Below are 24,165 nucleotides of genomic sequence, written 5' to 3'. Positions count from 1 at the left end.
GGCACGCGAAAAGCCGATAGAGTGCCCGACCATGGCAGGACGTCCGTTGCACGAACTCGTGGAAGCCGGCTGGGCTCAGGCACTCGAACCCGTCGCAGGGCGGATCGCCGCCGTGGGCGACTTCCTGCGGCAGGAGATCGCGGAAGGCCGCCAGTATCTCCCCGCCGGGTCCCAGGTGCTCCGCGCGTTCCAGCAGCCGCTGAGCGCGGTCCGCGTGCTGATCGTCGGACAGGACCCCTATCCCACCCCCGGCCATCCCGTGGGGCTGAGTTTTTCGGTCGCCCCCGACGTGCGCCCGCTGCCGGGCAGCCTGGTCAACATCTTCAAGGAGTACGCGGCCGACCTCGGCCATCCGGCGCCGTCCAACGGCGACCTCACCCCCTGGACCGAGCAGGGCGTGCTCCTGCTCAACAGGGTGCTGACGGTGATGCCGGGCAAGCCCGCCTCCCATCGTGGCAAGGGCTGGGAGGAGGTCACCGAGCAGGCCATCAAGGCGCTCGTCACACGTGGCGGCCCGCTGGTGGCCATCCTGTGGGGTCGCGACGCGCGCAACCTGCGACCGATGCTCGGCTCCGGGGACACCGCCGTACCATGCATCGAGTCCGCGCACCCGAGCCCGCTGTCCGCGCGCAACGGGTTCTTCGGATCCCGGCCGTTCAGCCGGGCCAACGAGCTGTTGGAGCGGCAGGGCGCCGCGCCGGTCGAGTGGAAACTACCCTGACGCCTGACCGATAGGATCAGTCAGCATGAGCGATGCAACGGACACGGGACGCTATCTGCGCCTCACCGTCGACCTGGTGGTCGAGGTCCTCGACGTGGACGCCCTGCAGGCGGCGGCGCTGGCCGAGATCCGCAGCCCGGAGGCGGAGCTGGACGACGCCGAGCGCCAGGAGCAGATCGAGCTGGTGAGCGCCGACGAGACCGGCGCCTCGGCGCTGCAGTGGCTCATCGAGCCCGACCACGTGCTCGGCCTCGTCGAGCACGTCCGGGAGGTGGAGCCGAGGGAGGCCATGCTGGGCGTCGAGCCGTCCGAGGGCATCCTCGAGGAAGAAGGCGACCACGACCACGAGGGCCCCGACGACCACCTGCTCTGAGCGTCCTCGCCGCCACGTTCACCGGCGTGGCGGCGAATCCAGCACGACCCCGCCCACAAATCCCGCCTGACCCGGTTCCGCTCCGGCGCGGCCGGCCATGTGCGAAACGCTTCCGCCGGTGTCGAAGGCGAGCAAGACGGCGAGCATTCCGAGCATGCCCCCCATCACCGCCCGCTGCGCGCGCAACCAGCCGGGCCGTCGCGACAGGAAGCCCGCGATGCCACCGGCGGCCAGCACGATCGACAGGTTCACCGAGGCCGCCACCATTATCTGGAAACCGCCGAGAACGATCCCCTGAAGCAGTACGTTTCCTTTTCCCAGGTCGATGAACTGCGGAATGACGGAGATGTACAGGATGGCTATCTTCGGGTTCAGCAGATTCGTCATCAGGCCCATCGCGAAAAGCCGGTGCGGAGGATCGTCAGGCACGTCCCGCACCGTGAAGACCGATACGCCACCGGGCCTGACCGTCTTCCAGGCGAGCCACAGCAGGTAACCGGCGCCAAGCAGCCTGATCACCGTGAGGATTCCGGGAAACGCGGTGATCAGCGCGGCCAACCCGAGGTTCGTGCCGACCAGATAGACAAGGAATCCCGCGACGACACCGCACAGGGAGATGATTCCGGCCCGGCGTCCCTGACCGATGCTCCGGGAGACCAGGTACAGCATGTTCGGACCGGGAGACAGCACCATGCCGAGCGAGATGGACACGACGCCCAGAATCGCGCCCTGCTCCACCATCGATGCCACCCCCTTTCCATGACGCTCTCATCACGACCTCCTCAGCGTATTCCGCGAGCATATTCGAGTGCAATATTAATATTGCACTCGGTGCAATTCTCTGTTTGGATTGTCTTCACGGGCCCCCGCGAGAGGAGACGGCGATGGAGAGCTTTCGGCTGGTCGCGGACGAGGTGGCCGCGGAGATCGCCGCCGGACGGCTACGACCGGGAGACCGGCTGCCTCCACAGCGGGACTTCGCCCGGCGGCGCGGCATCGCCAACTCCACAGCCGTCCGCGTCTACAAGGAACTGGGCCGCCGCGGCCTGACGGTCGGCGAGGTCGGCCGCGGCACGTTCGTACGGGCCTCCGCCCGGCAGCTCGGAACCGCCCTCGCCGAACCCAGCGACAGCAGAATCGATCTCGAGCTCAACCATCCCGTCGTGCCCGAACAGGCCCGCCTGCTCGGGGACGCCATGAAGCCGCTGCTCCGCCCGGACGTCCTGCTGTCGGCCATGCGGCCGGTGGGTGCGGCCGGAACGCCACTCGCCCGCGACGTCGTCGTGGATCTGGTCGCACGCGGCGGCTGGCGCCCGGACCCGGCGCGGGTGCTCTTCGCCGGCAACGGCCGTCAGGCGATCGCGGCCGCCATCGCCGCGCTGGTTCCTCCGGGCGCGCGGCTGGGAGTCGAGGAGCTCACCTATCCCGTGCTCAAGGCGATCGCCGCCCGGCTCGGGGTCACCCTCGTCCCCTTGACGGTCGACGAGGCCGGGCTGGTCCCCGACGCCGTGGCGGCCGCGGCACGCAAGGCTCCGCTGAAGGCGATCTATCTCCAGCCGACGCTGCACAACCCGTTGTCGCTCAGCATGCCCGTCGAACGCCGGGCCGAGCTCGCGAGCGTGCTCACGCGGCTGGGCGTCCACGCGATCGAGGACACGATCTGGTCGTTCCTCCGGGACGACCTGCCACCACTCGCCGCCTGGGCGCCCGAGCACACGATCCTCATCGACAGCCTCTCCAAACGGCTCGCGCCCGGGCTGACCGTCGGATTCGCCGTCGTTCCCGAGGCGGCGGTCGCGAACGTCACCGCGGCGCTGCACTCCGGGGCCTGGACGCCCATGCGGTTCGCACTCGAGGCGGCTGCCCAGTGGTGGACGGACGGCGTCGTACGGTCGGTGACCAGCGGCAAGCAGCGAGAAGTGGCCGTCCGGCAGGAGATCGCCACCCGCCACCTGGGCGAGTTCTCGGTGCGCAGCGATCCGCGTTCCTACTACTGCTGGTGGGAGCTCCCGCCGCCGTGGCGGGCCGACACGTTCGTGGCGGCCGCCGCACGGCACGGCATCGCCGTGACTCCGGCGGCGGCCTTCGCCGTGGGCGACTACCGTGCGCCGAACGCCGTCAGGCTCGGCCTCGCGTCGCCCCCCGCCGAAACGCTGGCGCGCGCTCTGGCCACCCTCAGCGGCCTCGCCCGCTCCTCCCCGGACGATCTCCTGACCGATTGAGGGCAGGGCACCGTGCCAGGTAGGCCCGGGGATGGGGGCGCCGGGACGGTGGTCAGCAGGTGATGGTCACCAGCTTGGAAACTCCTACGTTGAAACCGCCGCCCCCCGAGGTCCGGTGCAGGCTGATGAACAGCTCACCTCGGAAGGTCCCCTCGACGCACGGCGCGACGACGGTCGCCTGGAAGGTCGGGCCGGATTCCTGAAGCTCTGCGACGCCGTTCTCCACCCCTTCCGACCCGTTGAACCAGAGCAGCATCCAACCGTGGTCCACGGATCCCTTCGGGCAGATGACGCTCCCGTTCACGGTCATGGTCTCGCCGTTCGACACGGGTTCGGTGACGTTGACCACGCACTCCGGGACGTCGTTCCTCGTCATCGTCGTGTCGGCGTTGGCCGCGCCGCCCGGCGCTATCACGGCCAGTGCGGCGGCGAGCATCGCCGACACCGCGACGGATGTTCTGAACCTTCTCATGATCTCCTCCGATCCTGAGCGAAAGATCCCTTAAGCGCCACCGTCACCCACTCGACCAATTTAGTCAAGATTTGAACATCTTTGTCGTCAGGCGGCCAGGATGCCGGGGGTGCGGCAGAGCCAGTCGTTGACCGTGCCGTCGAAGCCGTCCGGCGGGCCGATCCGCAGGCATGACCGGTCGGCGGCGTCCCGCGTCAGCCGTACGCGGAAGGGCTCGTCATCGAGATCGGGGCTGCCGGAGAACACCGCGAAGTCGGCCTGGCCGATCCGCAGGTGCTCGCCGATCGTCCGGCATGGGGCACCCGGGTGACCGGTGATCCAGTCGAGATGCCCGAGCAGCAGCCGATCGGCGACGGCGCGCAGGATGTCGACCGTGCAGAGGCTGTGCGCGCACGCGGCGCCGTCCAGCATGATCTCAGGTAGGCCGAACCGGCGCAGGCCTCGGGTCGTCACCCGCAGACACGAGCAGAGCCCGGAGGCCGCCGGCTCCCACGGCGGGCAGGAGCCGGTCTCGTCGACCTCCGACGTCCAGCCCAGCCAGTCGTCGCCGAGCCGGAACTCCTGCCGCTCCCCGGGGCATTGGGGGCAGTGGGTTAAGGCGGTGCCGGTGAGCGGGTCGACGATCACTCCGTGGTAGGCCTCGGCCACCCCGCGAGCGGCCGCCCGGGCGACCTGCGCCGCCTCCGGCTGGGCGGTCACGGGTGCGATGCTGGAGACGACGATGTGGTGGCGGGCCCTGCGCACCTGTTTGCGGATGTCGTCACCGTCCAGGTCCATCCGCCGCCACGGCGACTGCGCGGCCCGGAACGCCTCCAGTTCGAGCCGGGGCGTGCCCAGCGCCTCCATCGCCGTGCGCCGGTGCGGCCGCCCCATCCGCCACGGCACGATCGAGGACAGCTCGGTCGGGGTGCGGTCGGTCACGACGACGAAAACGCTCGTGGTCTCGGCCGGCACCGGATATGTGATCTTCATGGGTTCCTCCTCAGAACGCCTGGAGGTCCCCAGCCTGCGCCGATCACGTCCAGAAAATCTCCGCCGAACGCCGTTCTGTGGACAAGGGCGCTTATCCACAGATCATGCGGAGTCAGAGGGGAGTCAGAGGCAGGTCGAGGACTCCCAAGCTGATTTTATTACCATTTCCGGACGGGCCGATAATAGGACGAAAATCACAGAAAAAGATCTCTTCCTTGGATTCCTCGCCTGATATACGCTGCAGAAGCAGACGCGTCCCGGGATACGGGAGACGGAAAAGATTCTGGAGGAACAAGACCATGTACCCGCCGGAAACCCCCCCTACGTGCGACAGCTGCATCAGGGAGCCGCGACGGCAGAGCAGGTACGCACCGTCCGCCTATTCAAGACTCAACTTATGCGACGAATGTATCAAAGCAGACATTCGATGCTATTCATGCCAGGTCCGTGCGGCATTCTCGGACGGCCGCCTGCTGCGCGGCACAGTCAAGGTCGATGACCGCGACTACCGCTGCTCCTACTGCGCCTCCCCCAGCCTGGTCGAGAGCCAGGACGCGGCCGACAAGGTGCTGTACTCGACGAGGAACTGGCTCGACAAGTGGTTCGCCCGTCACGGCGAGGAGGAGAAGATCCTTGCCAAGCTCTCCATCTCCGTCACCCTCGTCGACGCGGCGACACTCGCGACCGGCGATGGAGAGAAAGGCACCATCCTGGGCCGCGCGATATGGACACGCGGCTCAACCGATTTTCAGATCAAAATCATCCGGAAGCTGCGGGTGGTGCCTTTCCTGGAGACCCTGGCACACGAACTCACCCACGTCTGGGCCTACCGCACGGGAAATGATGGCAAGGAAGCCATCGAAGGATTCTGCAACTATGTCGCCTACATGGCACTTGGCACGGTACATGGCAAGTTAGCGGATGACGCGAGACGGCGAGAAGCTTATATGCTCAAGGAGGTCGATATCCGATATGGGGGAGATTTCAAAGCGATCAGGCTCGGCTGCCGGAGCGAGACAGCGAACCCGGTCACCTTCTTCAAGAAGATGGCTTAGGTCGTGTCCCGCCCGGCAACGACGACGGGCTGATCCGCCGAGGGACGCTCGTCGTGGCGGCGTCTGTCCCTCCATCGCCGCCACGAGATCGTCGAGCCCGGCCGACTCACATTGTCGGCGACATCCCCGAGATCGAGTCATACCGAAGACCGGGCAGGGCAGTACCCGACCGAGGGTCAGTGCACGTCGCCACAGGTGAGGTCGAACTCGTCGGCCTTCACACCCTGCAGGAAGGCGGACCACTCGTCGGAGGTGAAGAACAGCTTGGGGCCGTCGGGGTCCTTCGAGTCCCGTACGGCGATCAACCTCCCGTGACCGGCCTTGTGGGCGGCCTTGTGGGCGGTGCCGTCGACGTGCTGCCCGCTCATGTGATGAGGGGTCAGCGCGACGTGCTCGAGCTCGGTGACTTCGACGCAGTTGCCGCCGTTGTCGCCGGAAAAGCTTGACTTGCGCCACAGCGCGCTGTTCAGGTCCATCTCTCCTCCATCGTTTTCTTGATCAATTCAAGCGACATGTTCAACGGAAGCGCCTCGGTCCGGATGGCCTCGAAACGCTCGATCGCCGCCGAGACGTCGCCCGCATCGCTCGTCGTGATGCCGCGGATGGCGGTCTCCGCGTACAGAACGTCGCATCCGTCATCCAGCGTGGCTATGACGAACCCGCCGAGCAGCCCCGAATGCATGCCCTGCGGGACGATCTGAACGCTCAGCCGTGGACCGGCCATCGCGATCAGGTGATCGAGTTGCTCGCGCATCACCTCCCGCCCACCGATCGGCCGGTACAGCACCGCCTCGTCGAGGACACAGCGGAAGATCGGGGGCTGCGGATCCTCCCGGGTGAGGATGAGCCGCCGGTGCAGCCGAGCCGCCACGGCCGTCTCGTTGCCTCGCAGGACCACGTGTGCGTACGACTCGGTCTGCAGCAGTCCGGGGATCACGAGCGGCTCGTACGTCCGCAGCGTCGTGGCCTCCTGCTCCTTGTCGCGCCACTTACCGAACCAGGAGGGGAAGACCTGGCCCTTCCGCCAGTCGAGGAGTCGCTGCAGCGCGCCACCCGTGGACAGGACGTCGTCGCAGCACTGGGCGAACTCCGGACTGGCCGGAAGCTGACCGGTCTCGACACCGCTGATCAGGGACTCACTGAAGTGGATCTTCTGGGCGAGTTGCGCCTGGGTCAGCCCCGCCTCCTGACGGTAATGACGCAGCTCCCTGCCCCAGATCGCCTGTGGTGAATAGGCATCGACCACAACGCCTCCTTCGCCCGGAGTTGACGGCAGGGCCCAACGACAGGGTCCGACCACGCCCGCGATCGGTGAAATTCCGGTCCGTGACGGGTTACAAACAGAGAGTAGTCAAGTTGGAGCCGTCCGTGGCCGAAAATCGACAGCAGGAGAGCCGCAATCCCGTCAGGCCGGGTTCACCGCATGCGGAAGACCGGTCCACGGGGGCGGAACGGGAGATGCCCGCCCGCCGGAATCAGGAACGCGTGCTCACGCCGCACCCTGACGACATCGCACTCGCCATCGGTGATGATCAGAATCGGTCCGTCCGGCGGAAAGTCGTCCGCCCGTTCGAGCAGGTCGACCCCGGGCTGCAGCACCGTTCCGCCGCGTCCCCGCACCCGCACCTTCTGGGCGATGTCCGCCACGGGCAGATATCCCGCGTCGTAGGCGGCCGCGTCGCAGAACACCACTCGGGCGCGTGGCACGTCGCGGGCCGCCGCGTAGGAGGCGATCGCACCGAGCGCCTTGCCCAGGAGCTTCGTGTCCATGGAGCCTGAAGTGTCGAGCACGACGCCGAAGGTCGACCGCCATGTCGTCTCCTCCGGACGCACCCAGCCGGGACGGGGGATGTCAGGACTGGCCGCCTGCCGGCGGGAGGCCCTGGCGTACGAGCGGCACCGCTCGATCGTGGGAACGTGCTCCTCGAACCACCGCGCCAGCTGGGCGTCCCACGGCAGCGGCGGCTGATCGAGGGCTCTGATCTCCTGCTCCAAGCCGGCCGGCACGTCACCTCGTCCGCTGTCGCGGTGGTAGACGAGACCGGCGGCCAGCGCGTTCCGGTAGTAGGTGTCCAGGTCCACGTAACGGCCGGGAGCCCCGGGGCGCGGCAGCGGCTCGCCCAGCACGTCACCACGGCCCCGCCCGCGCAGGGTCGCGAGCTTGCGCAGACGGCGCAGGTCGCCCGCGATCCGGTCGTACACGGCCTCTCCCGAGAGGCCGCGCAGGTCCGGGTCGTACAGCAGGCCCTCCGGCATCTGCCCGACGCCCATCTCGACCAGCCACCCGTTGACGACGTAGTCGCAGGCCACGTTCCACAGGTACGGCTCCCGCCAGCCGACCCGGTCGCCGTGGCGGAGCGCGGCGTGCAGCATCTCGTGTGCCAGCACGAACCGCCACTCCTGCTCCGTCAGGCCCGCGAGGGGGTTGATGTATATCTCCGCCGACTGCGCGTTGACCGCGGCGATCGAGATGTCCCAGCCGCGGGCCAGATCGGCGTCCGCGACGATCGTCATCCCGGCGGCGAGGGCGCCCAGCAGCGGGTACGACGAGACGAACCAGCCGAGGGCGAGGTCCCAGGGTTTCTTGATGTGGCTCTTGAGCGAGCCGTGCGCGCCCCCGGCCATCTCGACGGCCAGCGTGGCCGCGGCGGAGACGCCGATGGCGAAGGCCCTTTGATGGTCGACCCGCGCGGCCAGTTCCGCCGAACCGACGAAGAAGTCCGGGAATGACGGCACGTCGAACTCGGTCGGCACACCGGAGCTCCGCCACAGGCCGGCCAGCGTCCCTTCGTTCTCGGCGGGGAAATGCGGCAGCCGCTCAGGCGGTCGGCCGATCTTGAGCGTGGTGAGGAACCTGTCGACGGCCACGCAGCACGCGGCGAGATACGCATGCCCCGGGGACCGCCACGGCTCCCCCTGGCCCGGCGCCTCCTCGCGACCGAGATCGTCGGGGGTCGCCGTCGCCGGATCGAGATGCCCGAACCCGGCGTGCAGCAGGCAGTGCGCGAACGCCCAGGCCCACTCGGCGGCCTCGCCCCGCAGGCGGGGATGGTGATACACGCTGCCGCTCGGAGTTATGTACGCCCACCGGTCCTTGGGCAGTTCGCCGTCGCGGGCCGGGTAGAGGTATCCGCCGATGTGCTGGAAGAGCGGTTGCGACCGCACCCGCTCCCATCCCTGGTTCACGGCGTCACGCCATGGATCGGATTTCCGCCTGCCGCCACCGCGCCGTTTCATGTCAACCCCGCGTCGTGTCGGTTTCGGGCCATGTCAACCACGGGCGGCGGCCAGGCGCGGCAGGTCCCGGCTGACCTCGACCAGGAACCAGGACGGCAGCACCGGGGCTCCGTCGTCGTCCGTCGCGATGACCAGTTGAGCGCATTCGAGCGAGATCTCCGCCAACTCCGTGAGCAGCGTCTTCGCCCGGAAGGCCAGCTGCTTCCCGGTGGGGGAGGCGTGTTCCTTCGACTTGGGCAGCCCCTTGACGAGCCTGGCCCGGAAGGTCTCCGACAGGAAGTAGAGCAGGTCGCGGTCCTCCGGTCCGCGCGGCCAGGCCGCGTCGCCCTTGATGACCGCGTCGAGGTCGTAGGCGTGCCGTACGGTCTTGACGTAGGCGCGGAAGGCCGACGCGTGCCTCGCCGAGAGCGTGCCGGTGGCCAGGATGGCCAGCGTCTCGTCGTCGAGGCCTTCGCCGTACGAGTGCATCGCGTCGGAGAGCATGTGCCAGCCGCGCGGAGTGGAGAACGGCTCCTCGGTCTTGGGCGGGGGGCTCCACAGGTGGTCGGGCCGCTGGACGAGGTAGTCGACCACCCACGGGTGGATGCCGTTGTTCGCGGCCCACGTCAGCCAGTCGTCGGCCGACGCCCGAAGGTGGATGTGGATCATACGGTTGACCAGCGCGGACGCCATCGGCCTGGCGAGCGCGTTGTCGGTCGCCCGATTGCCCGCCCCGATCACCACCGCCCCCTCCGGGAGCTCGTACGCGCCGATCCGCCGATCGAGGATCAGCGAGTAGAAGGCCTTCTGCACCTCGGGCGAGGAGGCGTTGAGCTCATCGAGGAACAGGCAGTACGGCTCGGCCCTGGCGATCGTCTCCGGCGGGGCGAATCTGCTGCGGTCGCCGACGATCTGCGGCACGCCGATGAGGTCCTCCGGCGCGAGCTGGGTGCCGAGCAACGTGACACAGGGCAGACCGAGGGATTCGGCGAACGACCGCACGAGCGAGCTCTTGCCGATGCCCGGGGCGCCCCAGAGGAACACCGGCCGCACGACGGCGACGTGAAGCAGCACCTCGGGGAGGCGCGCCGGAGTGACTGTCATGATCGCCTGCACGGGCACAAGGTTCGCAAAGACGGCAGGCGCCTCGCCACTCGATTACGCTCGGATACGGGTCAGCCGGCGCGGCGGCCCTGGCAGCGAGGGTCGTCGGGGGTCGTGGCGCGTTCGGGGGCGAGCCAGGAGATCATGCTCTCCTCCACGTACCATCCGCGCAGGTCGACGCGGCTGTTCGGGATCTCCGCGGGATCGGGGCAGAGCGTCTGGACGCCAAGGTGATCGTTGTCGACGAACCGCACGATGCCGTCGGTGGACAGAAACGTGGTCATCCGGTCATCCACGGTGATCGTGTACCCCACGATCACCGGTGGGAGGCCGTCCTCCCCCGTCGTCTCCACGGCGACCAGCGGCATGACCGGAACCCGGAGGAAGACCACGCCCACGACGACGGGCAGCACCAGGGCGACCAGGAGAGCGACACCATGGCTGATCACCCATGCGAATGCCCGCGGGACAGGACCGGTGAGCAGCGCGCTCAGGCCCGGGGGCATGGCGAGCAGCAGCAGGGTGACCCGATCCCCCTCGTGCATCGCGTCGGCGATCGCCGGGGCCAGCAGCACGTAGCAGACCACGGCGGCCAGCAGGGGCAGCACCGCACCGACGAACCGTACGGCGGAGCGACGGTGGCCGCGCTCGCGGACGGTCAGCCCGAGGACGGCGAGGGTCAGCATCAGCAGCGTGGGCAGGAACCGCAGCTGCCAGGCAAGGAGGGCGACCGCGACGGCCACGACCAGCACCCAGTCGGGGATCCGGTCGGCTGCCCGGACCAGCAGCGACGAGCGGCGGGCACTGACCACGTAGAGAGCGCTGAGCACGCGGATCAGCAGCACCACCGCGGGAATGATCCACAGCCCGGGGATCAGGACCGAGCTGAGCAGGCCGAGCGGGCTGACGTGCTGGACGAGCAGGAGCAGCGTCTGGGTGTCCTGGCGGCCCGCGTACCAGAGCCGCAACACCAGCAGCACCAGCGGAAAGGCGGGCAGCACGGCGAGCAGCCACTCCTGGTTGCTCGACTTGGCGCGACCGCCTCGGCGGTCCTGGGAGTCGTCGGAGCCGTCGGCCATCGTCAGGGGACGTCTCGTTCCCACGGCCAGCGCCGGACGTCCGGCTCGTCGATCAAGGGCTGCTCGGCCATGGCGACCTGCTGCCTGCCGTTGGCCTGCTGCAACGGCGCCAGGTAGGTGTCGAACGCCTTCTCCCAGCGACGGTCCTGCGGATTGGCGTAGGAGCGGTAGAGGGCGAGGTTCACCAGGGTGCGCAGCGCGCGGTTGCGTCCGGTGGCGATCCCCCACCGCTCGGGGGTGGTCAGCCCGATGTCGTGTGCGCGCAGCTCATTGGCGTATTTCGCCACGAAGCCCGCCAGGATGGCCGCGTCGGTGGTCACCGCGTCGTACTTGCCGGCACGCAGGCCGGCGACGCACTCGCTGATCCTGTTCTTGCTCACCGGGGTCGCCCTGGCCTCCCTGAGCTTGCCCTCCGACGTCGAGGTGGCGAGCGTGCACGCCTTCTCACCGGCCAAGTCGCCGAGTGAGGACACGTCCTCATGGTCGCGACGGGTGACCACCGTCTGCTCGGTCTCCAGGTACGGCTCGGACATGTAGATCTGGGCGGTCCGTTCCGCGGTGACGCTGAACGTCGCCACGACGAGATCGACGGTGGCGAACCGGCCATCGCGGTCCATGGCCTGCATCCTGCCCCGGTCTTCGGTCTCGATCGCCAGGAACCTCACCTGACGGGGAGAGAAACCCAGCTCCGCCGCAACCATGTAGGCGATCTCGATGTCGAAGCCCTCATACCGGCCGGTCTTCGGGTCCAGCAGGGCGACGCCGGGCGAGTCGTCCTTCACGCCGATCAGCAGTTCCTGTTTGCCGACGAGACGGGCCTCCTCGCGCAGGTCGGCTTCGGTGGGCGATCCTGTGGCCCAGATCGTCCAGGCCGCGACCACGCCGGCCAGGGTGACCGCCGCGAGCCACCCGGCCAGACGCAGGGTGCGACCGCGTTCCTCGGGCGGCACCACCGGGTCGACATCCAGCGGTGGCTCATCCTCCGTCACGTCGGCGTCCTCGGCCGTAGGTGCCACCTTCGGCCTGCGCGATAATCGCCACGCTTTCATCCGGTCCATCCGGCTGTCACCCATCGACGTCCGCTCGCCTCCGCCAAATCTGGATCATTGATGGCAGGCTAGCGACGCCACGCCCGGTGCGACACCCTCATCGGCGAAGGGCCTCGACGGAGCCGACGCGGCCCGCCCGCCACAGGTCCGCGGCGAGCCAGAGACCGCCGACGGCCATCAGTGCGCCGTGCGCGATCCGAAGCGACACCCTCTGTGAGTATTTGCAAGATCACCCGGGAGGTGTGGAGGGAGAAGGGGGGAGCTGGGCGATGACCAGGGACTGGGCGGGAAGATGGAGGTCGCCGCCGGCGATCCGGGCGCTTTCCGTGGAGGCGAGCAGGATCCGTCCGGCACCCGCGTTCTCGGCTCCCGTACTCTCAACGCCTGTGCTCTCAACGCCTGTGCTCGCGGCGGGCGAGAGCCGTACGGAGACCGGGAACGCGCCGAAGTTGGCGGCGACCCGCAGCGAGCCGCGCTCCATCACCAGGCTTCGCCCGTCTTCGTCGAAGTCGACCCGCACTCGGTCGAGCCGTGGATCGGTGAGGTCGGGACACGTCTTGCGCAGCGCGATCAGGTCGCGGTACCAGCCGAGCAGTGAGGCGTGGCCGTCCTCGGCCAGCTCACCCCAGTCGAGCTTCGACCGCAGGAACGTGGCCTCCTCCTGCGGGTCGGGCGCCTTCCATTCGTAGCCGAAGCCCTCGAACTCCCGCCTGCGCCGCTCCCCCTCGCCCTCCGCCAGTGAGGGCTCGAAGTGGTCGGTGAAGAAGTAGAACGGCGTGCTCGCCCCCCACTCCTCCCCCATGAACAGCATCGGCGTGAACGGCGAGGTCAGCAGCAGCCCGGCGGCGATCCACAGCTGGTCGGGCTCCATCCGGTCGCCCTCGGGGCGGTTGCCCACCTGGTCGTGGTTCTGTACACAGCAGACGAAGCGATGGGCCGGCACATGAGCCGCCGGCCTGCCGTGCGATCGGCCGCGGAACGTCGAATAGGTGCCGTCGTGGAAGTAACCGCGGGTGAGCACCTTGGCGAGCGCCGACAGCGGGCCGAAATCGCCGTAGTAGGCGCCCGTCTCGCCGGTGACGGCGGCGTGGACGGCATGGTGGACGTCGTCGTTCCACGCGGCGTGCATGCCGAGACCGCCGGCCTCGCGCGGCGTGATCATGCGGGGATCGTTGAGGTCGGACTCGGCGATCAACGTCAACGGCCGCCCGACGACCGTCGCCAGCGCGTCCACCTCGGCCGCCAGCTCCTCGAGGAGGTGCACGGCGCGCTTGTCGTGCAGCGCGTGGACCGCGTCGAGGCGCAGCCCGTCCACGTGGTAGTCGCGCAGCCACTGCAGCGCGTTGCCGATGAAGTAGCGCCGCACCTCGTCCGACCCCGGCCCGTCCAGGTTGACCGCGTCGCCCCAGTACGACCCCTTCGCGTCGTGGAAGTACGGCCCGAACTTGGCCAGATAGTTCCCCGAAGGGCCGAGGTGGTTGTAGACCACGTCGAGGATGACCCCGAGCCCGGCCCGGTGGCAGGCGTCCACGAAGGTCTTGAGCCCGTCCGGCCCGCCGTACTCCTCGTTGACCGCGTAGAGATCGACGCCGTCGTACCCCCAGTTGCGCCTGCCGGGGACCGGCGCCACCGGCATGATCTCGACGAAGTCCACGCCCAGATCCAGCAGGTGGTCGAGCTTGCGCACCGCGCCCAGGAACGTCCCCTCCGGGGTGAACGTCCCGACATGCAGCTCGTAGATGACCGACCCGCGCAGGTCACGGCCACGCCAGCCATGGTCGCCCCAGGTGAACCTCTCGTGCTCGTAGACCCGGCTGGGCCCCTCGACCCCGTACGGCTGCCGCCGCGTCCTCGGGTCGGGGTACGGCCCGTGGCCGTCGACGTACAACGAATAGTCGACGCCATGTAGCAGCCCGGTGCCGGGATGACGCCACCAGCCGCCCCCGATCGGCGACATGCCGTGCCTGGCCCCACCGAACTCGACCTCGACCTGCGCCGCCTTCGGCGCCCAGACTTCGACAGCCCAGGCTTCGACAGCGCAGCCCTCGAAGGTGCCTTTCACTACATGTCCTCCCGGGTGTCGTCACGATGGACCTTTCCCCGCGAACCGCCGGGATCACCTCTCAAGAATCGCGACCGGACAGCGCGACAGCAGGTGTGCCAGGGGCACGCGGCCCGTGTACTCCCCGCCCGTGTGCTCCCAGCCTGTTCGCTCCCTGCCCGTGTGCTCCCAGCCTGTGTGCTCGCTTCCGCCGAGCAGATCGCGCCAGCGGCCCGGCGGCAGGGTGATCGTCTCGCCTCCCCACCCACCCCGCCGTTCCAGTTTCACGGGCAGCCGGGTGGCGACCACGACGGCCGCCGAGGTGTCTCCCGAGACGCCGGTCCCCGCGTTGATCTCCGCGTTGATCCCCCGCGCGAAGGCGACCGCATGCTCCCCCGTCGCGATCGGCACGTACGGCCCGGCCGGGTCGATGCGCTGCCGCAACTGGAGCGCGGTGGTCGTGACCAGCAGCTTCTGACCGTCCCACGTGTCGTCGGGCGCCGCCAGCAGCCGGCGCCGCCGCTCGAAGTCGACCGGCCGCCGGTTGTCGGGGTCCACCAGCGAGAAGTCGGTGATCTCGTTGCCCTGGTACACATCGGGAATGCCGGGCATCAGGAGCTGGACGGCCTTCTGCCCGAGGGAGTTGACCCGGGCATACCGGTCGACGAGAGCCGTGAAGGAGGCGACAGAGGGGCCGCAGACCTCGACGGCCCGCCGCGCGAAGTCCCGCAACCCCGACTCGTACCGCGGGTCGGGCTCCATCCAGGAGATCGCCGTCTTGGCCTCCCTGGCCGCCTTGAGCAGATAGTCGGCGAACCGCTCGACCGAGATGGGCCACGCCGCCATGAGCGACTGCCAGGCCAGGTAGTCGAGCCTCTGGTCGAACGACACCTCGGCCGTCCACGAGCCGACCGCCTCCGCCCACTCCCCCGGCAGTTCGGACAGTACGGCCAGGCGAGCCCGTACGTCCTCTGACCGCTTGGTGTCATGGGTGGACAGCGTGGTCATGGTCTTCGGCGGCAGACCGGCGCAGAACGCGTGGAACTCGGCCGCCGAGACCCCGAACCTGTCGGGCTCGCCGCCGACCTCGTTCAGGCAGGCCAGCGGGTACCACCGGTAGAGGGCCGTGTCCTCCACCCCCTTGGCCATGACCGGGCCGCAGGTCTGCTGGAACCGGGTGACCGCCTCGGCCGGGCCGTACAGGACGAGGTCGGCGGCCTTGGCGACGGCGTCGGGATCGGCGTGGGCGGCGGCCTCGCGTGCGGCGCCCCGGATGATGCGCACCGTCTCGTCCGGCGGCCGCTCGCCGGGGTTGACATACGCCCGGTAGACGGGCATCGCCACCAGCAGTTCGACGACCGCGTCGCGCAACCCTGTCTTCCCCAGGTCCGCGTCTCCCAGGTCCGCGTCTCCCAGGTCCGACGTCAGCCGGTCGACCTCGCCCCGGAAGAACAGCTCGATGACGTGCTTCTTCGATTCGTACCGCACGGCCTCGTAGTCGTCGGACACCCCTGTCATCCGGCCGAACGTCTCGACCAGCGCGTCCCGGCCGGACGGGTCGACGAACAGCCGGGTGATCATGTTGAGCGCGTCGTAGCCGGTGGTGCCGTCGCACGGCCAGTCGCCGGGCAGCCGCTCACCGTCGATGAGGATCTTCTCCACCCACAGCGGCCCGGGCACGTGGGGTCGCAGCCGCCTCAGATAGCCGCACGGGTCGGCCAGCCCGTCGGGGTGATCGACGCGCAGCCCGTCCAGCACCCCGTCCTCGATCAGGGAGAGGGTCACGGCGTGGGTGGCGGCGAAGACCTCCGGGTCCTCGGCACGCAGGCCGATCAGCGAGGACACGTCGAAGAAGCGCCGGTAGCCGGGGCTCTCGCGCCAGCCGACGAGCCGATAGTGCTGCGCCTCCAGCAGTTCGGGCAGCGGGAGGTGCTCCGTACCGGGCCGGATCGGGAACACGTGATCGTGATAGCGCAGGACCCCGTCGGCCGCCTTGACCGTCGTGCCGTACGGATCGTCGCCGGGGTCGAGGATGGGAAAGGCGACCGGCCACCGGAAGTCGAACCACCGGGCGTGCGGGGATCGCGGGCCGTCCCGCAGTGCCGACCAGAGTTGGGCGTTGCGCGACTCCGGGACCGGGATCGTCATGTGGTTGGGCACGATGTCGGCGACCAGCGGCAGCCCGGCCGCGGCCAGTTCGCGCAGCCCCTGCTCTCCGCCGAACTCGGCCCGCACCCTGCCGTGGTCCACCACGTCGTAGCCGTGCCGGGAGTCGCGCACCGCCTGGAGGATCGGCGACAGGTAGAGATGACCGATCCCCAACTCCCGCAGATATCCCACCAGCCCGGCCACCTCCGCGAAGCCGAAGTCCGGGGTCAGCTGCACGCGGTAGGTGGATGTCACGGCACCGTCCTTCCTCACGGATTCGGTGGGGGACACGCTCCGGCCGATTCCATACTGCCTCCCGGGAGTGCCGGTAGCCAGTTGCGGCTTCCTGCGCGGCAACGACATTCCCGCCACCCGCCGGGTGGGCGCGAGTTCACCGGCCGAGCAGGCGCCGGCCGAGCAGGCGCCTGGAGAGCAGGCGGCGGGGGGTGCGGTTCAACGTGACGCCGCCGCTGCGCAGCCACATCTGCACGCACGCGCCGCCGAGCGCGGACCCCTCGATCCGCATTCCGCCGCCGGTCGACTCGGCCAGGCGACGTGCGATGTCGAGACCGAGGCCGGTCGAGCCCGCGCCGCTGTGCCCCCGCCTGAGGGCGCCTTCGGGATCGTCGATGCCCGGCCCCGCATCCGCGACGAGGATGCCGACTGTGCCGGCGCCCCGGTGCAGGGTGACCCGGAACGCGACCCCCTGCGGCGTGTGCCGGAAGACGTTGCCGAGGAGCGCGTCGAGGGCCGCGCCGAGATCGGCCGCGGTGACCGGGACGCGGACCGGGACGTCGGCGCCGACCAACTGCCACGGGCGTCCCTGGTCCTCGGCCAGGGCTGACCAGAAGACGAACCGCTCCCGCAGGACGTCGGCCGCGTCACAGCCGCCCGGCATCGGACGGGACGGCTTGCGAGCCGCCTGGATGATCTCGTCCACCGCCCGTTCCAGCCGCTCGACCGCGAGTTGACGCTGCTCCGCCTCCGGCCCGGTGCCGCCGATGTTGAGCCGCAGCGCGGTCAACGGGGTGCGCAACCGATGAGACAGATCCGCCGCCAGCTCGCGCTCGGCCGCGAGCAGACCGGCCACCTGGTCGGCCATCGTGTTGAACGCCTGCCCCGCCATGACGAGCTCGGGCGGACCGTCCGGCTTGATGCGTACGGAAAGATCGCCCGATCCGAGAGAGGTCGCCGCTTCACCGAGGCGGCGGGCGGCCCGGACCACCCGCGCTCCCAGCCGGTCGGCCACCACGACCGACGCGGCGACCAGGGCGAGCGCCACGGCCGTCAGCACGGCCCAGGACGTCGTGACGCCTCTCGTGACGTTCGAATCAGGGGCGTACGCCTCGATGACCGCTCGCCGCCCGCCGCCGAGCGCGACCGGTCTGAGCAGAACGTAGCCATCCGAGACATGCACGGTCCTGGCCCGCTCGAACGCGGCGGCGATATCGACGGTCCCAACTCGCGACGAACCGATCGCGCCTCCGCCGGGCAGATGCACGGCGAGCCGGCCGGTCCCGGCCGGGGTGCTGGCCAGCGCCCGTTCGAGGGCGGTCGTGTCATCGGTGACCACCAGAGCGGGGACGATCATGCTGGCCTGCCGTTCCGCCTCGCCGAGCGCACGGCTCTCGGCGATCTCCTTTACCGCGACGGCCAGTGGGATCAGGAAGGCCAGCGCCACCATGGCGGTCACCGCCAGCGCCACCAGGACCAGGCTGCGTCTCACCGCCGCTGCCACCCCATCGTGGGGGGAGTCGTGCGAGGAGTCATGGCGTGGGATCGCCGGGTGGGCTGAGCCGTACGCCGACTCCCCGGACTGTATGCAGGTAGCGCGGCCGGGAGGCGCTTTCCCCGAGCTTGCGGCGCAGCCACGACAGGTGGACGTCTATCGTCTGGTCGTCGCCGTAGGACTGCCGCCATACCTCGGCCAGCAGCTCTTTGCGTGGGATCACCCGCCCGGACCTGGCGCACAGGTAGGCCAGCAGATCGAACTCCCGCCGCGTCAGATCGAGCGCGACCCCGTCCAGCTGGGCCGCCCGGCCGTCGACGTCGATGACGAGACCGCCCACGCTGATGACGGTGGCGGGCGCGACGGTCCCCGATCTGGCCCGCCTCAGCAACGCCTCCAGCCGAGCGTTCAAATGGTCTCCGGAGAACGGCTTGACCAGGTAGTCGTCGGCTCCGCTCCGCAGCAACCTCACGATCTCGGCCTCGTCGTCACGTGCCGTGGCCACGATGACGGGCACGTTGGAGATCGCGCGGAGCATCTTGAGCGCCTCGGCGCCGTCCAGATCGGGCAGGCCGAGATCGAGGATGACCACGTCGGGGGCGGATTGCGCTATCTCGCGCAGTGCGTCGAGCGCCCGGCCGGCGCTGCGTACGGCATGGCTTCGGCCGGCCAAATCACGGATGATCGCGGAGCGGACGAACTCGTCGTCCTCCACCACCAAAACGGTCGCCATGGGGCAGAACGGTACACCTGTGTTACATGGGGTGCAGTGGTATCTGCTAGGGCAGTTGAAGTTAAAATCATCGGGTAATGAAACGGCCCTTGAGCTACGCGCTTGCTTGGTGCGGTGCGACCGCACTGGCTGTAGGTGTGTCCTGGCTGGGAGTACGCGACGTGCTGTACAGCACGATCCTGGACGACGCACCCCTGGCACCGGTGGTGGCCGCGGCCGGATCCGGCACCCCCTCGCCGTTCCCCGCCTCACCGGGCCCCATCTCACCGGGCCCCATCTCACCGGGTCCGCCTCCGACGGGATTCGTCACCGGCGGACCCGCTTCGCCCGAGGCCTCGAACGCCCAGGCGAACGCGACACCCGCGGTGAACGGGTCCGCCCCGACCGCTCGGCGGACGGGTAGGGCCGCTTCGACCGACGGGCGGACCCGGAAGGCGCTTCCCGTCTCACCTCGGCCGCCGCGCGTCATCGGACTGCGCCCCAAACCGGTGACGACATCGGCGACGGCGAAGAACCCGACGACGGCGAAGAACCCGGCGACGGCGCACGGACCGACGACGGCGTACGGACCGACGACGGCGAGCACGGCCACGACGAAGGGACCGACGACAGCGGTCGCGGCACCGGCCGCCGCCTCGAACGGCGAGACCCTGCACACGTTCTCGCTCAGGGGCGGACGCGCGACGATCGCGGTCACCGGCAAAGACTGCCGGGTGGTGACCGCGTCACCCAACGACGGCTACGAGGTGAAGGTCTGGGAGGATCCGTACTGGCTGCGCGTCACCTTCCTGCGCGGATCGAGTGAATCGTCCGCGTTCTGCACCTGGAACGCCCTGCCGCCCCGGCTCGACACCTACGAGAACTGAACAGACCCCGCCGTGATCTTGCGAACTCTCGCGGCCACATGCCCTGAGCGGGAAAAAGCCCGTTCGTGATCTTGCAGTTTCTCGCACTTACCAGTAAGTCTCTACTGCAAGATCACGGGTGGGAGTGGTGCCTCTGCCGGCATCCGTTTCGACGTCAGGGCAAAACCCACCTGGGAGCACTCCCTTGCGACTTCATGGTCAGGTCAGTAGCTGAGGCCCCAGTCGTGCGGGCCGAGTTGGTAGGCCTCACCACGCGGTACGAGGCGCCCGCCGCCGACAAGGGAGTCGAGGCAGTGCCGTACGGTCTCCTCCGGCAGGCCGGTCATTCCGGTGATCTCGCCGACCGTGGCGGGCCGGTCCGCCACGTTCAGCGCGGCGGCGGCCTCGTAGACGGCCAGGTCGGTCCCGGACATCTCCTGGGTGTCCTCGAGGCTCTCATCATCACGATCTCGCTCACGCACGGGGCATCACCGGCCGTTACAGGCCGCGCATCCTCGCCCCGCTGCGCAGGCGCTCGGGGTCGATATGGCGCTCGGGGAACCGCTCGAGGTACTCCCGCTCCAGTTCCTCCGTCCGCGAGGTATGCCGCTCCAGCGCGTCGTCGGAGCCGTGGAAAAGGGCCTCCGACCGCGTCTCGTGGATGTGGCGCAGCTCACGGAACAGGTCCTCGTCCTCGAGCGCGCGCGGGTCGACGCCCATTGTCGTCATCGCGTGTCCTCCCCCTCAGACCTCTGTCGGCTTGTCCCACCGCTCGTCGGGATTTCCGTCATCGGGCTGCGCGATGGGCGGATCGGTCGCCGACGGAGTGTGCTCCTCAGCGAAGTCCGGCTCATCCTCGATGTCCGGATCGTTCTCACGTCGCATGCCGGACTTCTGCCCCCTTGCCGACCCACCATGCACGAGATGGAGAGCATTGGCCGAAATCCTCGAAATCGTCAGTGCCGTGCGGCCCGCGCCACGTCACGAGCGCGAGCCGCACGACCTGGGCACATCAGGACAGATCGAACTCGCCGCCCTTGACGCCGTCGACGAAAGCCTCCCATTCACCGTTGGTGAACAGCAGCTTCGGGCCCTCCGGGTTCTTGGAGTCCCGTACGGCGATGCCGCTCCGCAGGCGGGCGACCTCGACGCACTGGTTGCCCACGGTGTTGGAACGCGTCGCCTTGCGCCAGGTGGCTCCGGCCAGGTCGTCCGCCGGCTGGGTTCCCCTCATCTTCCTGCCATCTCCTTCTCGACCGACTCGATTTTTCCAATGGACTTCTCCGGGCCGAGCGCGGCGGCACGAAGGTGATCGAAGACCTGGACATATCCGCGGACGTGCTCTGGTTTCTCCAGATAGAGCTCGCCGCCCATGTTCTCCAGCAGCACCACGTCGGCGTCCTCCGGGTCGGGAAAGGTGAGGATCGCCATGGAGTTGCCCATCCCGAGGTAGGCGCCGGCGTCGAACGGAAGCACCTGGATGGTGACGTTCGGCTGGACGGCGAGCTCCCCGAGCCTGCGCAGTTGCTCCGCCATGACCGGCGGGCCGCCCACGGGCCTGCGGAGCGCGGCCTCGTCGAGGACGGCCCACAGTTCCAGGGCGTCGGGTCCGGTGAGGCGGCGCTGCCGCTCCATCCGGGCCGTGACCCGCCGCTCGGTCTCCGCCGGGTCCTTCACCAGTGCGGCGCCGACCACCGCACGGGCGTAGGACCCGGTCTGGAACAACCCGGGCACCAGGAGGGGTTCGTAGTTCCGGACCGAGGCGGCCTCCGCCTCGAGCCCGACGTACGGCCCGGGGAGCACGTCCCCGAAGGCGTGCCACCAGCCTCGCCGACCGGCATCCCTGGCGAGGGCGAGAAGCGCCTCACGTTCGGTGCCGTCGACCCCGTAGAGATCGAGGAGGTCGCGCATGGTCCGGCCCTGCGGCCGGGTGTGTCCGGTCTCGATCCGGTACACCGTGGAACCCGCCATGCCCAGGCGCTGGGCCACGTCCTCGCGGCTGTATCCCGCCTCACGCCGCAGGCGCGTCAACTCACCGGAAAGCCGGCGCAGCCGTACGGTCGGACTTCGTCCTGTCCGCATGAGACCGAATACCCCCTTTGTCAGGAAGTGTGCAATGGTGCATTCGCACTATTGCGTAGCCGAATTCCAAAGTGCAGGATGAATGAAGTCTGGCACGGACGGCGATCGGTCGTAGGCAGGCGGGTATACAGGGAGTTATCGCAGGATGACAATTCTCAACCTCCCGGGGAGAATCGCGATCTCGCGGCCCTACGCGGGAGAGCCCTCGGAGGCCGGCCGGGCCCGTCGGTTCGTCGCCGACCACCTTGACTCCCCCGGCGGATCCACCGGGGAGGCCCGCAAGTTCGGCGGGCACCCCTGCCGCGACGACGCCGTACAACTGATCGGCGAACTGATCGCGGAGTCGCTGCGCCACGCCTATGTCTGCGGGAGCCGTCCGGGCTACACGGTGACCGTCGAGGCCACCGCGGACTGGACCCGGGTGACCTTGTCCACGCAGGCCTGCGGCTGCTGGACCACCCCCGAGCTGACGCCGGGCCGGGGCGTCCACCTCGTCGACCTGTTCACCGCCCGGTGGGGCGTCACCTCGAGCCGTGGCGGGGTCTCGGTCTGGTTCGAGCTCGGACACCAGAACGCCCCCTCGGCCGCCGCCTCCGACGCGCCCCCTGACCGGGCGGGAGCGGACCATGTCAGTACGGGCAACGCCGGTACGGACAACGTCCGTACCGAGCGAGTCGCCGGAGAACCCCGACGGCGCTGACCCTACCGGGGGGCCGCCCCGGCCACTCGGGGCCATCGAGACGGTAATACCGTCCCTTGGCCGCTATTAGGGCTGATTTCGGGTAGACGCCGCCATATCGGACTAAGAAGGGGACGGTATGGCGCAAATAAGCACCGATATTCCGGCCCGCCTCGATCGTCTGCCCTGGGCCCGCTGGCACTGGCTGGTGTTGATCGGGCTCGGCGCGGTGTGGATCCTCGACGGACTCGAGGTCACGATCGTCGGCGTCATCGGTCCCCGGGTCACGGACCCCCTCAGCGGGCTGGGACTGACCGACAGCCAGGTCGGGGTCGCCGCCGGCGTCTACGTCGCCGGCGCCTGCCTCGGCGCCCTCTACTTCGGCCACCTGACCGACCGTTTCGGTCGCAAGAAGCTCTTCCTGGCGACGCTGGTCGTCTATCTCGTCGCGACCGTCGCCACGGCCTTCTCTACCGAGGTCTGGTACTTCTACCTGTGCCGCTTCTTCACCGGGGCCGGCATCGGAGGGGAGTACGCCGCGATCAACTCGGCGATCGACGAGCTCATCCCGGCCCGGGTGCGCGGCACGGTCGACCTCGTGGTGAACGGCTCGTTCTGGCTGGGCACCGCGATCGGCGCGGCCATCGCGATCCCGCTGCTCGACCCCGACGTGCTCGCCGTCGACGTCGGCTGGCGGGTGCTGTTCGGGATGGGCGCGGTGCTGGGCATCGGGATCCTGCTGGTCAGGAGGCTCGTGCCGGAGAGCCCCCGGTGGCTGTTCATCCACGGCCGGGAGCGGGAGGCCGAGGAGATCGTCCGCGACATCGAGACCCAGGTCCTGGAGGAGACCGGTGGCCGGCCGCTCGACCCGCCGGGCCGGGAGATCCGGATCAACCAGCGGCGGCACACCCCGCTGACCGAGGTGGCGGCCGCCCTGCTGCGCCGCTATCCGCAACGGACGCTCGTCGGCCTCGCGCTGTTCGTCGGCCAGGCGTTCCTGTACAACTCGATCTATTTCACGTACGCCCTGGTGCTGTCGACGTTCTTCGGAGTGCCCGACGGCAGCACCCCCTGGTACCTCGTGCCGATCGCCATCGGGAACTTCTGCGGACCGGTGCTGCTGGGCAGGTTCTTCGACTCGATCGGCCGCCGGGCGATGATCTCTGGCTGCTACATCCTGTCCGGGGTGCTGCTGCTCGGCACGGCCGCCCTGTTCAACAGCGGGGTCCTGTCGGCCGGGACGCTCACGGTCTGCTGGATGGTGGTCTTCTTCTTCGCCTCGGCCGGCGCCAGTTCGGCCTACCTGACCGTTTCCGAGATCTTCCCGATGGAGACCCGGGCCCTGGCGATCGCGCTGTTCTACGCGGTGGGCACCGGCCTCGGCGGCATCATCGGGCCGGTCCTGTTCGGCCGCTTGGTCGAGAGCCAGGTGGTCGGCAACGTGGTCGTCGGATACGCGATCGGCGCCACGCTCATGATCCTCGCCGGCCTGATCGAGTGGTTCATGGGTGTGGAGGCGGCCCGGCGGTCGCTGGAGGACATCGCCGCGCCGCTGAGCGTCCACGAGGTACGACATTCGTCGTAGGCGACCCCGGAGCGATGCCACTGCTTCAGGCCGGCGTCGATGGTGCAGAGTTGAGATGTG

At 69.1% G+C, this 24,165-nt stretch carries 26 protein-coding genes; 7 read left to right on the top strand and 19 right to left on the bottom strand.

Annotated elements, in window-relative coordinates; translation table 11 throughout:
- Positions 1–31: 31 nt before the first annotated feature.
- Entirely contained in the window at positions 32–721 is a 690-nt protein-coding gene (locus Mth01_RS06025) for a uracil-DNA glycosylase (protein ID WP_204012591.1), read from the top strand.
- Between the two features lie 25 nt (positions 722–746).
- Positions 747–1,094, top strand: coding sequence for a hypothetical protein (locus Mth01_RS06020; protein WP_204012588.1), 348 nt, complete (start codon positions 747–749; stop codon positions 1,092–1,094).
- A gap of 18 nt (positions 1,095–1,112) precedes the next feature.
- Here the strand turns inward: Mth01_RS06020 and Mth01_RS06015 are convergent, their stop codons facing one another.
- Positions 1,113–1,835: a LysE family translocator gene (locus tag Mth01_RS06015; RefSeq protein WP_204012717.1), complete on the bottom strand. Its 723-nt coding sequence runs from the start codon at positions 1,833–1,835 to the stop codon at positions 1,113–1,115.
- A 143-nt stretch (positions 1,836–1,978) separates the two neighbouring features.
- Between Mth01_RS06015 and Mth01_RS06010 the strand changes: the two genes are divergently transcribed.
- Positions 1,979–3,316: an aminotransferase-like domain-containing protein gene (locus tag Mth01_RS06010; RefSeq protein WP_204012584.1), complete on the top strand. Its 1,338-nt coding sequence runs from the start codon at positions 1,979–1,981 to the stop codon at positions 3,314–3,316.
- A 52-nt stretch (positions 3,317–3,368) separates the two neighbouring features.
- Here Mth01_RS06010 and Mth01_RS06005 read toward each other — a convergent pair whose 3' ends face one another.
- Both Mth01_RS06005 and Mth01_RS06000 read right to left on the bottom strand, forming a co-directional pair.
- Positions 3,369–3,788 carry a hypothetical protein gene (locus tag Mth01_RS06005; protein WP_204012581.1) on the bottom strand — a complete coding sequence of 140 codons (420 nt, stop codon included), beginning with the start codon at positions 3,786–3,788 and terminating at the stop codon, positions 3,369–3,371.
- An 87-nt stretch (positions 3,789–3,875) separates the two neighbouring features.
- Entirely contained in the window at positions 3,876–4,760 is an 885-nt protein-coding gene (locus Mth01_RS06000) for a hypothetical protein (RefSeq protein ID WP_204012579.1), read from the bottom strand.
- Positions 4,761–5,059: 299 nt separating this feature from the next.
- On the opposite strand from Mth01_RS06000, the gene Mth01_RS05995 reads away from it, so the two are divergent.
- Positions 5,060–5,815 carry a hypothetical protein gene (locus Mth01_RS05995; protein WP_204012577.1) on the top strand — a complete coding sequence of 252 codons (756 nt, stop codon included), beginning with the start codon at positions 5,060–5,062 and terminating at the stop codon, positions 5,813–5,815.
- Between the two features lie 176 nt (positions 5,816–5,991).
- Here Mth01_RS05995 and Mth01_RS05990 read toward each other — a convergent pair whose 3' ends face one another.
- The 11 genes from Mth01_RS05990 to Mth01_RS05940 all read right to left on the bottom strand — a co-directional run bounded on the left by Mth01_RS05990 (position 5,992) and on the right by Mth01_RS05940 (position 19,611).
- A complete protein-coding gene (locus tag Mth01_RS05990; protein ID WP_204012575.1) occupies positions 5,992–6,291 on the bottom strand; it encodes a DUF397 domain-containing protein in 300 nt (99 codons plus the stop codon).
- A complete protein-coding gene (locus Mth01_RS05985; protein ID WP_204012573.1) occupies positions 6,282–7,061 on the bottom strand; it encodes a helix-turn-helix domain-containing protein in 780 nt (259 codons plus the stop codon). Before Mth01_RS05985 ends, Mth01_RS05990 begins: the two co-directional genes overlap by 10 nt.
- A gap of 170 nt (positions 7,062–7,231) precedes the next feature.
- Positions 7,232–9,001 (bottom strand): vWA domain-containing protein, encoded by a 1,770-nt coding sequence (locus Mth01_RS05980; protein WP_239089404.1) that lies wholly within the window; start codon positions 8,999–9,001, stop codon positions 7,232–7,234.
- Between the two features lie 84 nt (positions 9,002–9,085).
- A complete protein-coding gene (locus tag Mth01_RS05975; protein WP_204012569.1) occupies positions 9,086–10,147 on the bottom strand; it encodes an AAA family ATPase in 1,062 nt (353 codons plus the stop codon).
- A gap of 59 nt (positions 10,148–10,206) precedes the next feature.
- The gene (locus tag Mth01_RS05970; RefSeq protein ID WP_204012553.1) at positions 10,207–11,214 is read right to left on the bottom strand and encodes a hypothetical protein; all 1,008 of its coding nucleotides are present in this window, start codon (positions 11,212–11,214) and stop codon (positions 10,207–10,209) included.
- Between the two features lie 2 nt (positions 11,215–11,216).
- Entirely contained in the window at positions 11,217–12,203 is a 987-nt protein-coding gene (locus Mth01_RS05965) for a transporter substrate-binding domain-containing protein (protein ID WP_204012550.1), read from the bottom strand.
- A gap of 289 nt (positions 12,204–12,492) precedes the next feature.
- Complete coding sequence (gene treZ, locus Mth01_RS05960; protein WP_204012547.1) at positions 12,493–14,325, bottom strand: malto-oligosyltrehalose trehalohydrolase; 1,833 nt, start codon at positions 14,323–14,325, stop codon at positions 12,493–12,495.
- Positions 14,326–14,379: 54 nt separating this feature from the next.
- Positions 14,380–16,707, bottom strand: a complete 2,328-nt coding sequence (treY, locus tag Mth01_RS05955; RefSeq protein WP_239089403.1) for a malto-oligosyltrehalose synthase — start codon at positions 16,705–16,707, stop codon at positions 14,380–14,382.
- A 136-nt stretch (positions 16,708–16,843) separates the two neighbouring features.
- The gene (locus Mth01_RS05950; protein WP_204012534.1) at positions 16,844–18,178 is read right to left on the bottom strand and encodes a sensor histidine kinase; all 1,335 of its coding nucleotides are present in this window, start codon (positions 18,176–18,178) and stop codon (positions 16,844–16,846) included.
- Between the two features lie 40 nt (positions 18,179–18,218).
- Entirely contained in the window at positions 18,219–18,914 is a 696-nt protein-coding gene (locus Mth01_RS05945; RefSeq protein ID WP_204012531.1) for a response regulator transcription factor, read from the bottom strand.
- A gap of 94 nt (positions 18,915–19,008) precedes the next feature.
- A complete protein-coding gene (locus Mth01_RS05940; RefSeq protein WP_204012528.1) occupies positions 19,009–19,611 on the bottom strand; it encodes a hypothetical protein in 603 nt (200 codons plus the stop codon).
- Between the two features lie 19 nt (positions 19,612–19,630).
- Between Mth01_RS05940 and Mth01_RS05935 the strand changes: the two genes are divergently transcribed.
- Positions 19,631–19,780, top strand: coding sequence for a hypothetical protein (locus Mth01_RS05935; RefSeq protein WP_204012526.1), 150 nt, complete (start codon positions 19,631–19,633; stop codon positions 19,778–19,780).
- Positions 19,781–19,983: 203 nt separating this feature from the next.
- Here Mth01_RS05935 and Mth01_RS05930 read toward each other — a convergent pair whose 3' ends face one another.
- The 5 genes from Mth01_RS05930 to Mth01_RS05910 form a co-directional block, all read right to left on the bottom strand.
- On the bottom strand, positions 19,984–20,241 hold the full coding sequence (locus Mth01_RS05930; RefSeq protein ID WP_204012524.1) for a helix-turn-helix domain-containing protein: 258 nt from the start codon (positions 20,239–20,241) through the stop codon (positions 19,984–19,986).
- A gap of 16 nt (positions 20,242–20,257) precedes the next feature.
- On the bottom strand, positions 20,258–20,488 hold the full coding sequence (locus Mth01_RS05925) for a DUF6158 family protein (protein WP_204012522.1): 231 nt from the start codon (positions 20,486–20,488) through the stop codon (positions 20,258–20,260).
- Positions 20,489–20,503: 15 nt separating this feature from the next.
- On the bottom strand, positions 20,504–20,644 hold the full coding sequence (locus tag Mth01_RS05920; protein WP_204012520.1) for a hypothetical protein: 141 nt from the start codon (positions 20,642–20,644) through the stop codon (positions 20,504–20,506).
- 127 nt (positions 20,645–20,771) lie between these two features.
- On the bottom strand, positions 20,772–20,993 hold the full coding sequence (locus tag Mth01_RS05915; protein ID WP_204012519.1) for a DUF397 domain-containing protein: 222 nt from the start codon (positions 20,991–20,993) through the stop codon (positions 20,772–20,774).
- The gene (locus Mth01_RS05910; RefSeq protein WP_204012517.1) at positions 20,990–21,841 is read right to left on the bottom strand and encodes a helix-turn-helix domain-containing protein; all 852 of its coding nucleotides are present in this window, start codon (positions 21,839–21,841) and stop codon (positions 20,990–20,992) included. Before Mth01_RS05910 ends, Mth01_RS05915 begins: the two co-directional genes overlap by 4 nt.
- A gap of 145 nt (positions 21,842–21,986) precedes the next feature.
- Here Mth01_RS05910 and Mth01_RS05905 point away from each other — a divergent pair, with 145 nt between their 5' ends.
- On the top strand, positions 21,987–22,541 hold the full coding sequence (locus tag Mth01_RS05905; RefSeq protein ID WP_204012514.1) for an ATP-binding protein: 555 nt from the start codon (positions 21,987–21,989) through the stop codon (positions 22,539–22,541).
- Between the two features lie 118 nt (positions 22,542–22,659).
- Complete coding sequence (locus tag Mth01_RS05900; protein ID WP_204012511.1) at positions 22,660–24,105, top strand: MFS transporter; 1,446 nt, start codon at positions 22,660–22,662, stop codon at positions 24,103–24,105.
- Positions 24,106–24,165: the final 60 nt, after the last annotated feature.

The sequence above is a fragment of the Sphaerimonospora thailandensis genome (assembly GCF_016863115.1).
Taxonomy (GTDB): Bacteria; Actinomycetota; Actinomycetes; order Streptosporangiales; family Streptosporangiaceae; genus Sphaerimonospora; species Sphaerimonospora cavernae.
Note: the sequence above shows the minus strand (reverse complement) of the source record. Positions and strands in the feature narration are given on the sequence as shown.

Excerpts from the sequence above, each read along its gene's own strand:
- Mth01_RS06025 (WP_204012591.1), top strand. The coding sequence starts at position 32 with ATGGCAGGACGTCCGTTGCACGAACTCGTGGAAGCCGGCTGGGCTCAG.
- Mth01_RS06020 (WP_204012588.1), top strand. The coding sequence starts at position 747 with ATGAGCGATGCAACGGACACGGGACGCTATCTGCGCCTCACCGTCGAC.
- Mth01_RS06015 (WP_204012717.1), bottom strand. The coding sequence starts at position 1,835 with ATGGTGGAGCAGGGCGCGATTCTGGGCGTCGTGTCCATCTCGCTCGGC.
- Mth01_RS06010 (WP_204012584.1), top strand. The coding sequence starts at position 1,979 with ATGGAGAGCTTTCGGCTGGTCGCGGACGAGGTGGCCGCGGAGATCGCC.
- Mth01_RS06005 (WP_204012581.1), bottom strand. The coding sequence starts at position 3,788 with ATGAGAAGGTTCAGAACATCCGTCGCGGTGTCGGCGATGCTCGCCGCC.
- Mth01_RS06000 (WP_204012579.1), bottom strand. The coding sequence starts at position 4,760 with ATGAAGATCACATATCCGGTGCCGGCCGAGACCACGAGCGTTTTCGTC.
- Mth01_RS05995 (WP_204012577.1), top strand. The coding sequence starts at position 5,060 with ATGTACCCGCCGGAAACCCCCCCTACGTGCGACAGCTGCATCAGGGAG.
- Mth01_RS05990 (WP_204012575.1), bottom strand. The coding sequence starts at position 6,291 with ATGGACCTGAACAGCGCGCTGTGGCGCAAGTCAAGCTTTTCCGGCGAC.
- Mth01_RS05970 (WP_204012553.1), bottom strand. The coding sequence starts at position 11,214 with ATGGCCGACGGCTCCGACGACTCCCAGGACCGCCGAGGCGGTCGCGCC.
- Mth01_RS05945 (WP_204012531.1), bottom strand. The coding sequence starts at position 18,914 with ATGGCGACCGTTTTGGTGGTGGAGGACGACGAGTTCGTCCGCTCCGCG.
- Mth01_RS05925 (WP_204012522.1), bottom strand. The coding sequence starts at position 20,488 with ATGACGACAATGGGCGTCGACCCGCGCGCGCTCGAGGACGAGGACCTG.
- Mth01_RS05920 (WP_204012520.1), bottom strand. The coding sequence starts at position 20,644 with ATGCGACGTGAGAACGATCCGGACATCGAGGATGAGCCGGACTTCGCT.
- Mth01_RS05915 (WP_204012519.1), bottom strand. The coding sequence starts at position 20,993 with ATGAGGGGAACCCAGCCGGCGGACGACCTGGCCGGAGCCACCTGGCGC.
- Mth01_RS05910 (WP_204012517.1), bottom strand. The coding sequence starts at position 21,841 with ATGCGGACAGGACGAAGTCCGACCGTACGGCTGCGCCGGCTTTCCGGT.
- Mth01_RS05905 (WP_204012514.1), top strand. The coding sequence starts at position 21,987 with ATGACAATTCTCAACCTCCCGGGGAGAATCGCGATCTCGCGGCCCTAC.
- Mth01_RS05900 (WP_204012511.1), top strand. The coding sequence starts at position 22,660 with ATGGCGCAAATAAGCACCGATATTCCGGCCCGCCTCGATCGTCTGCCC.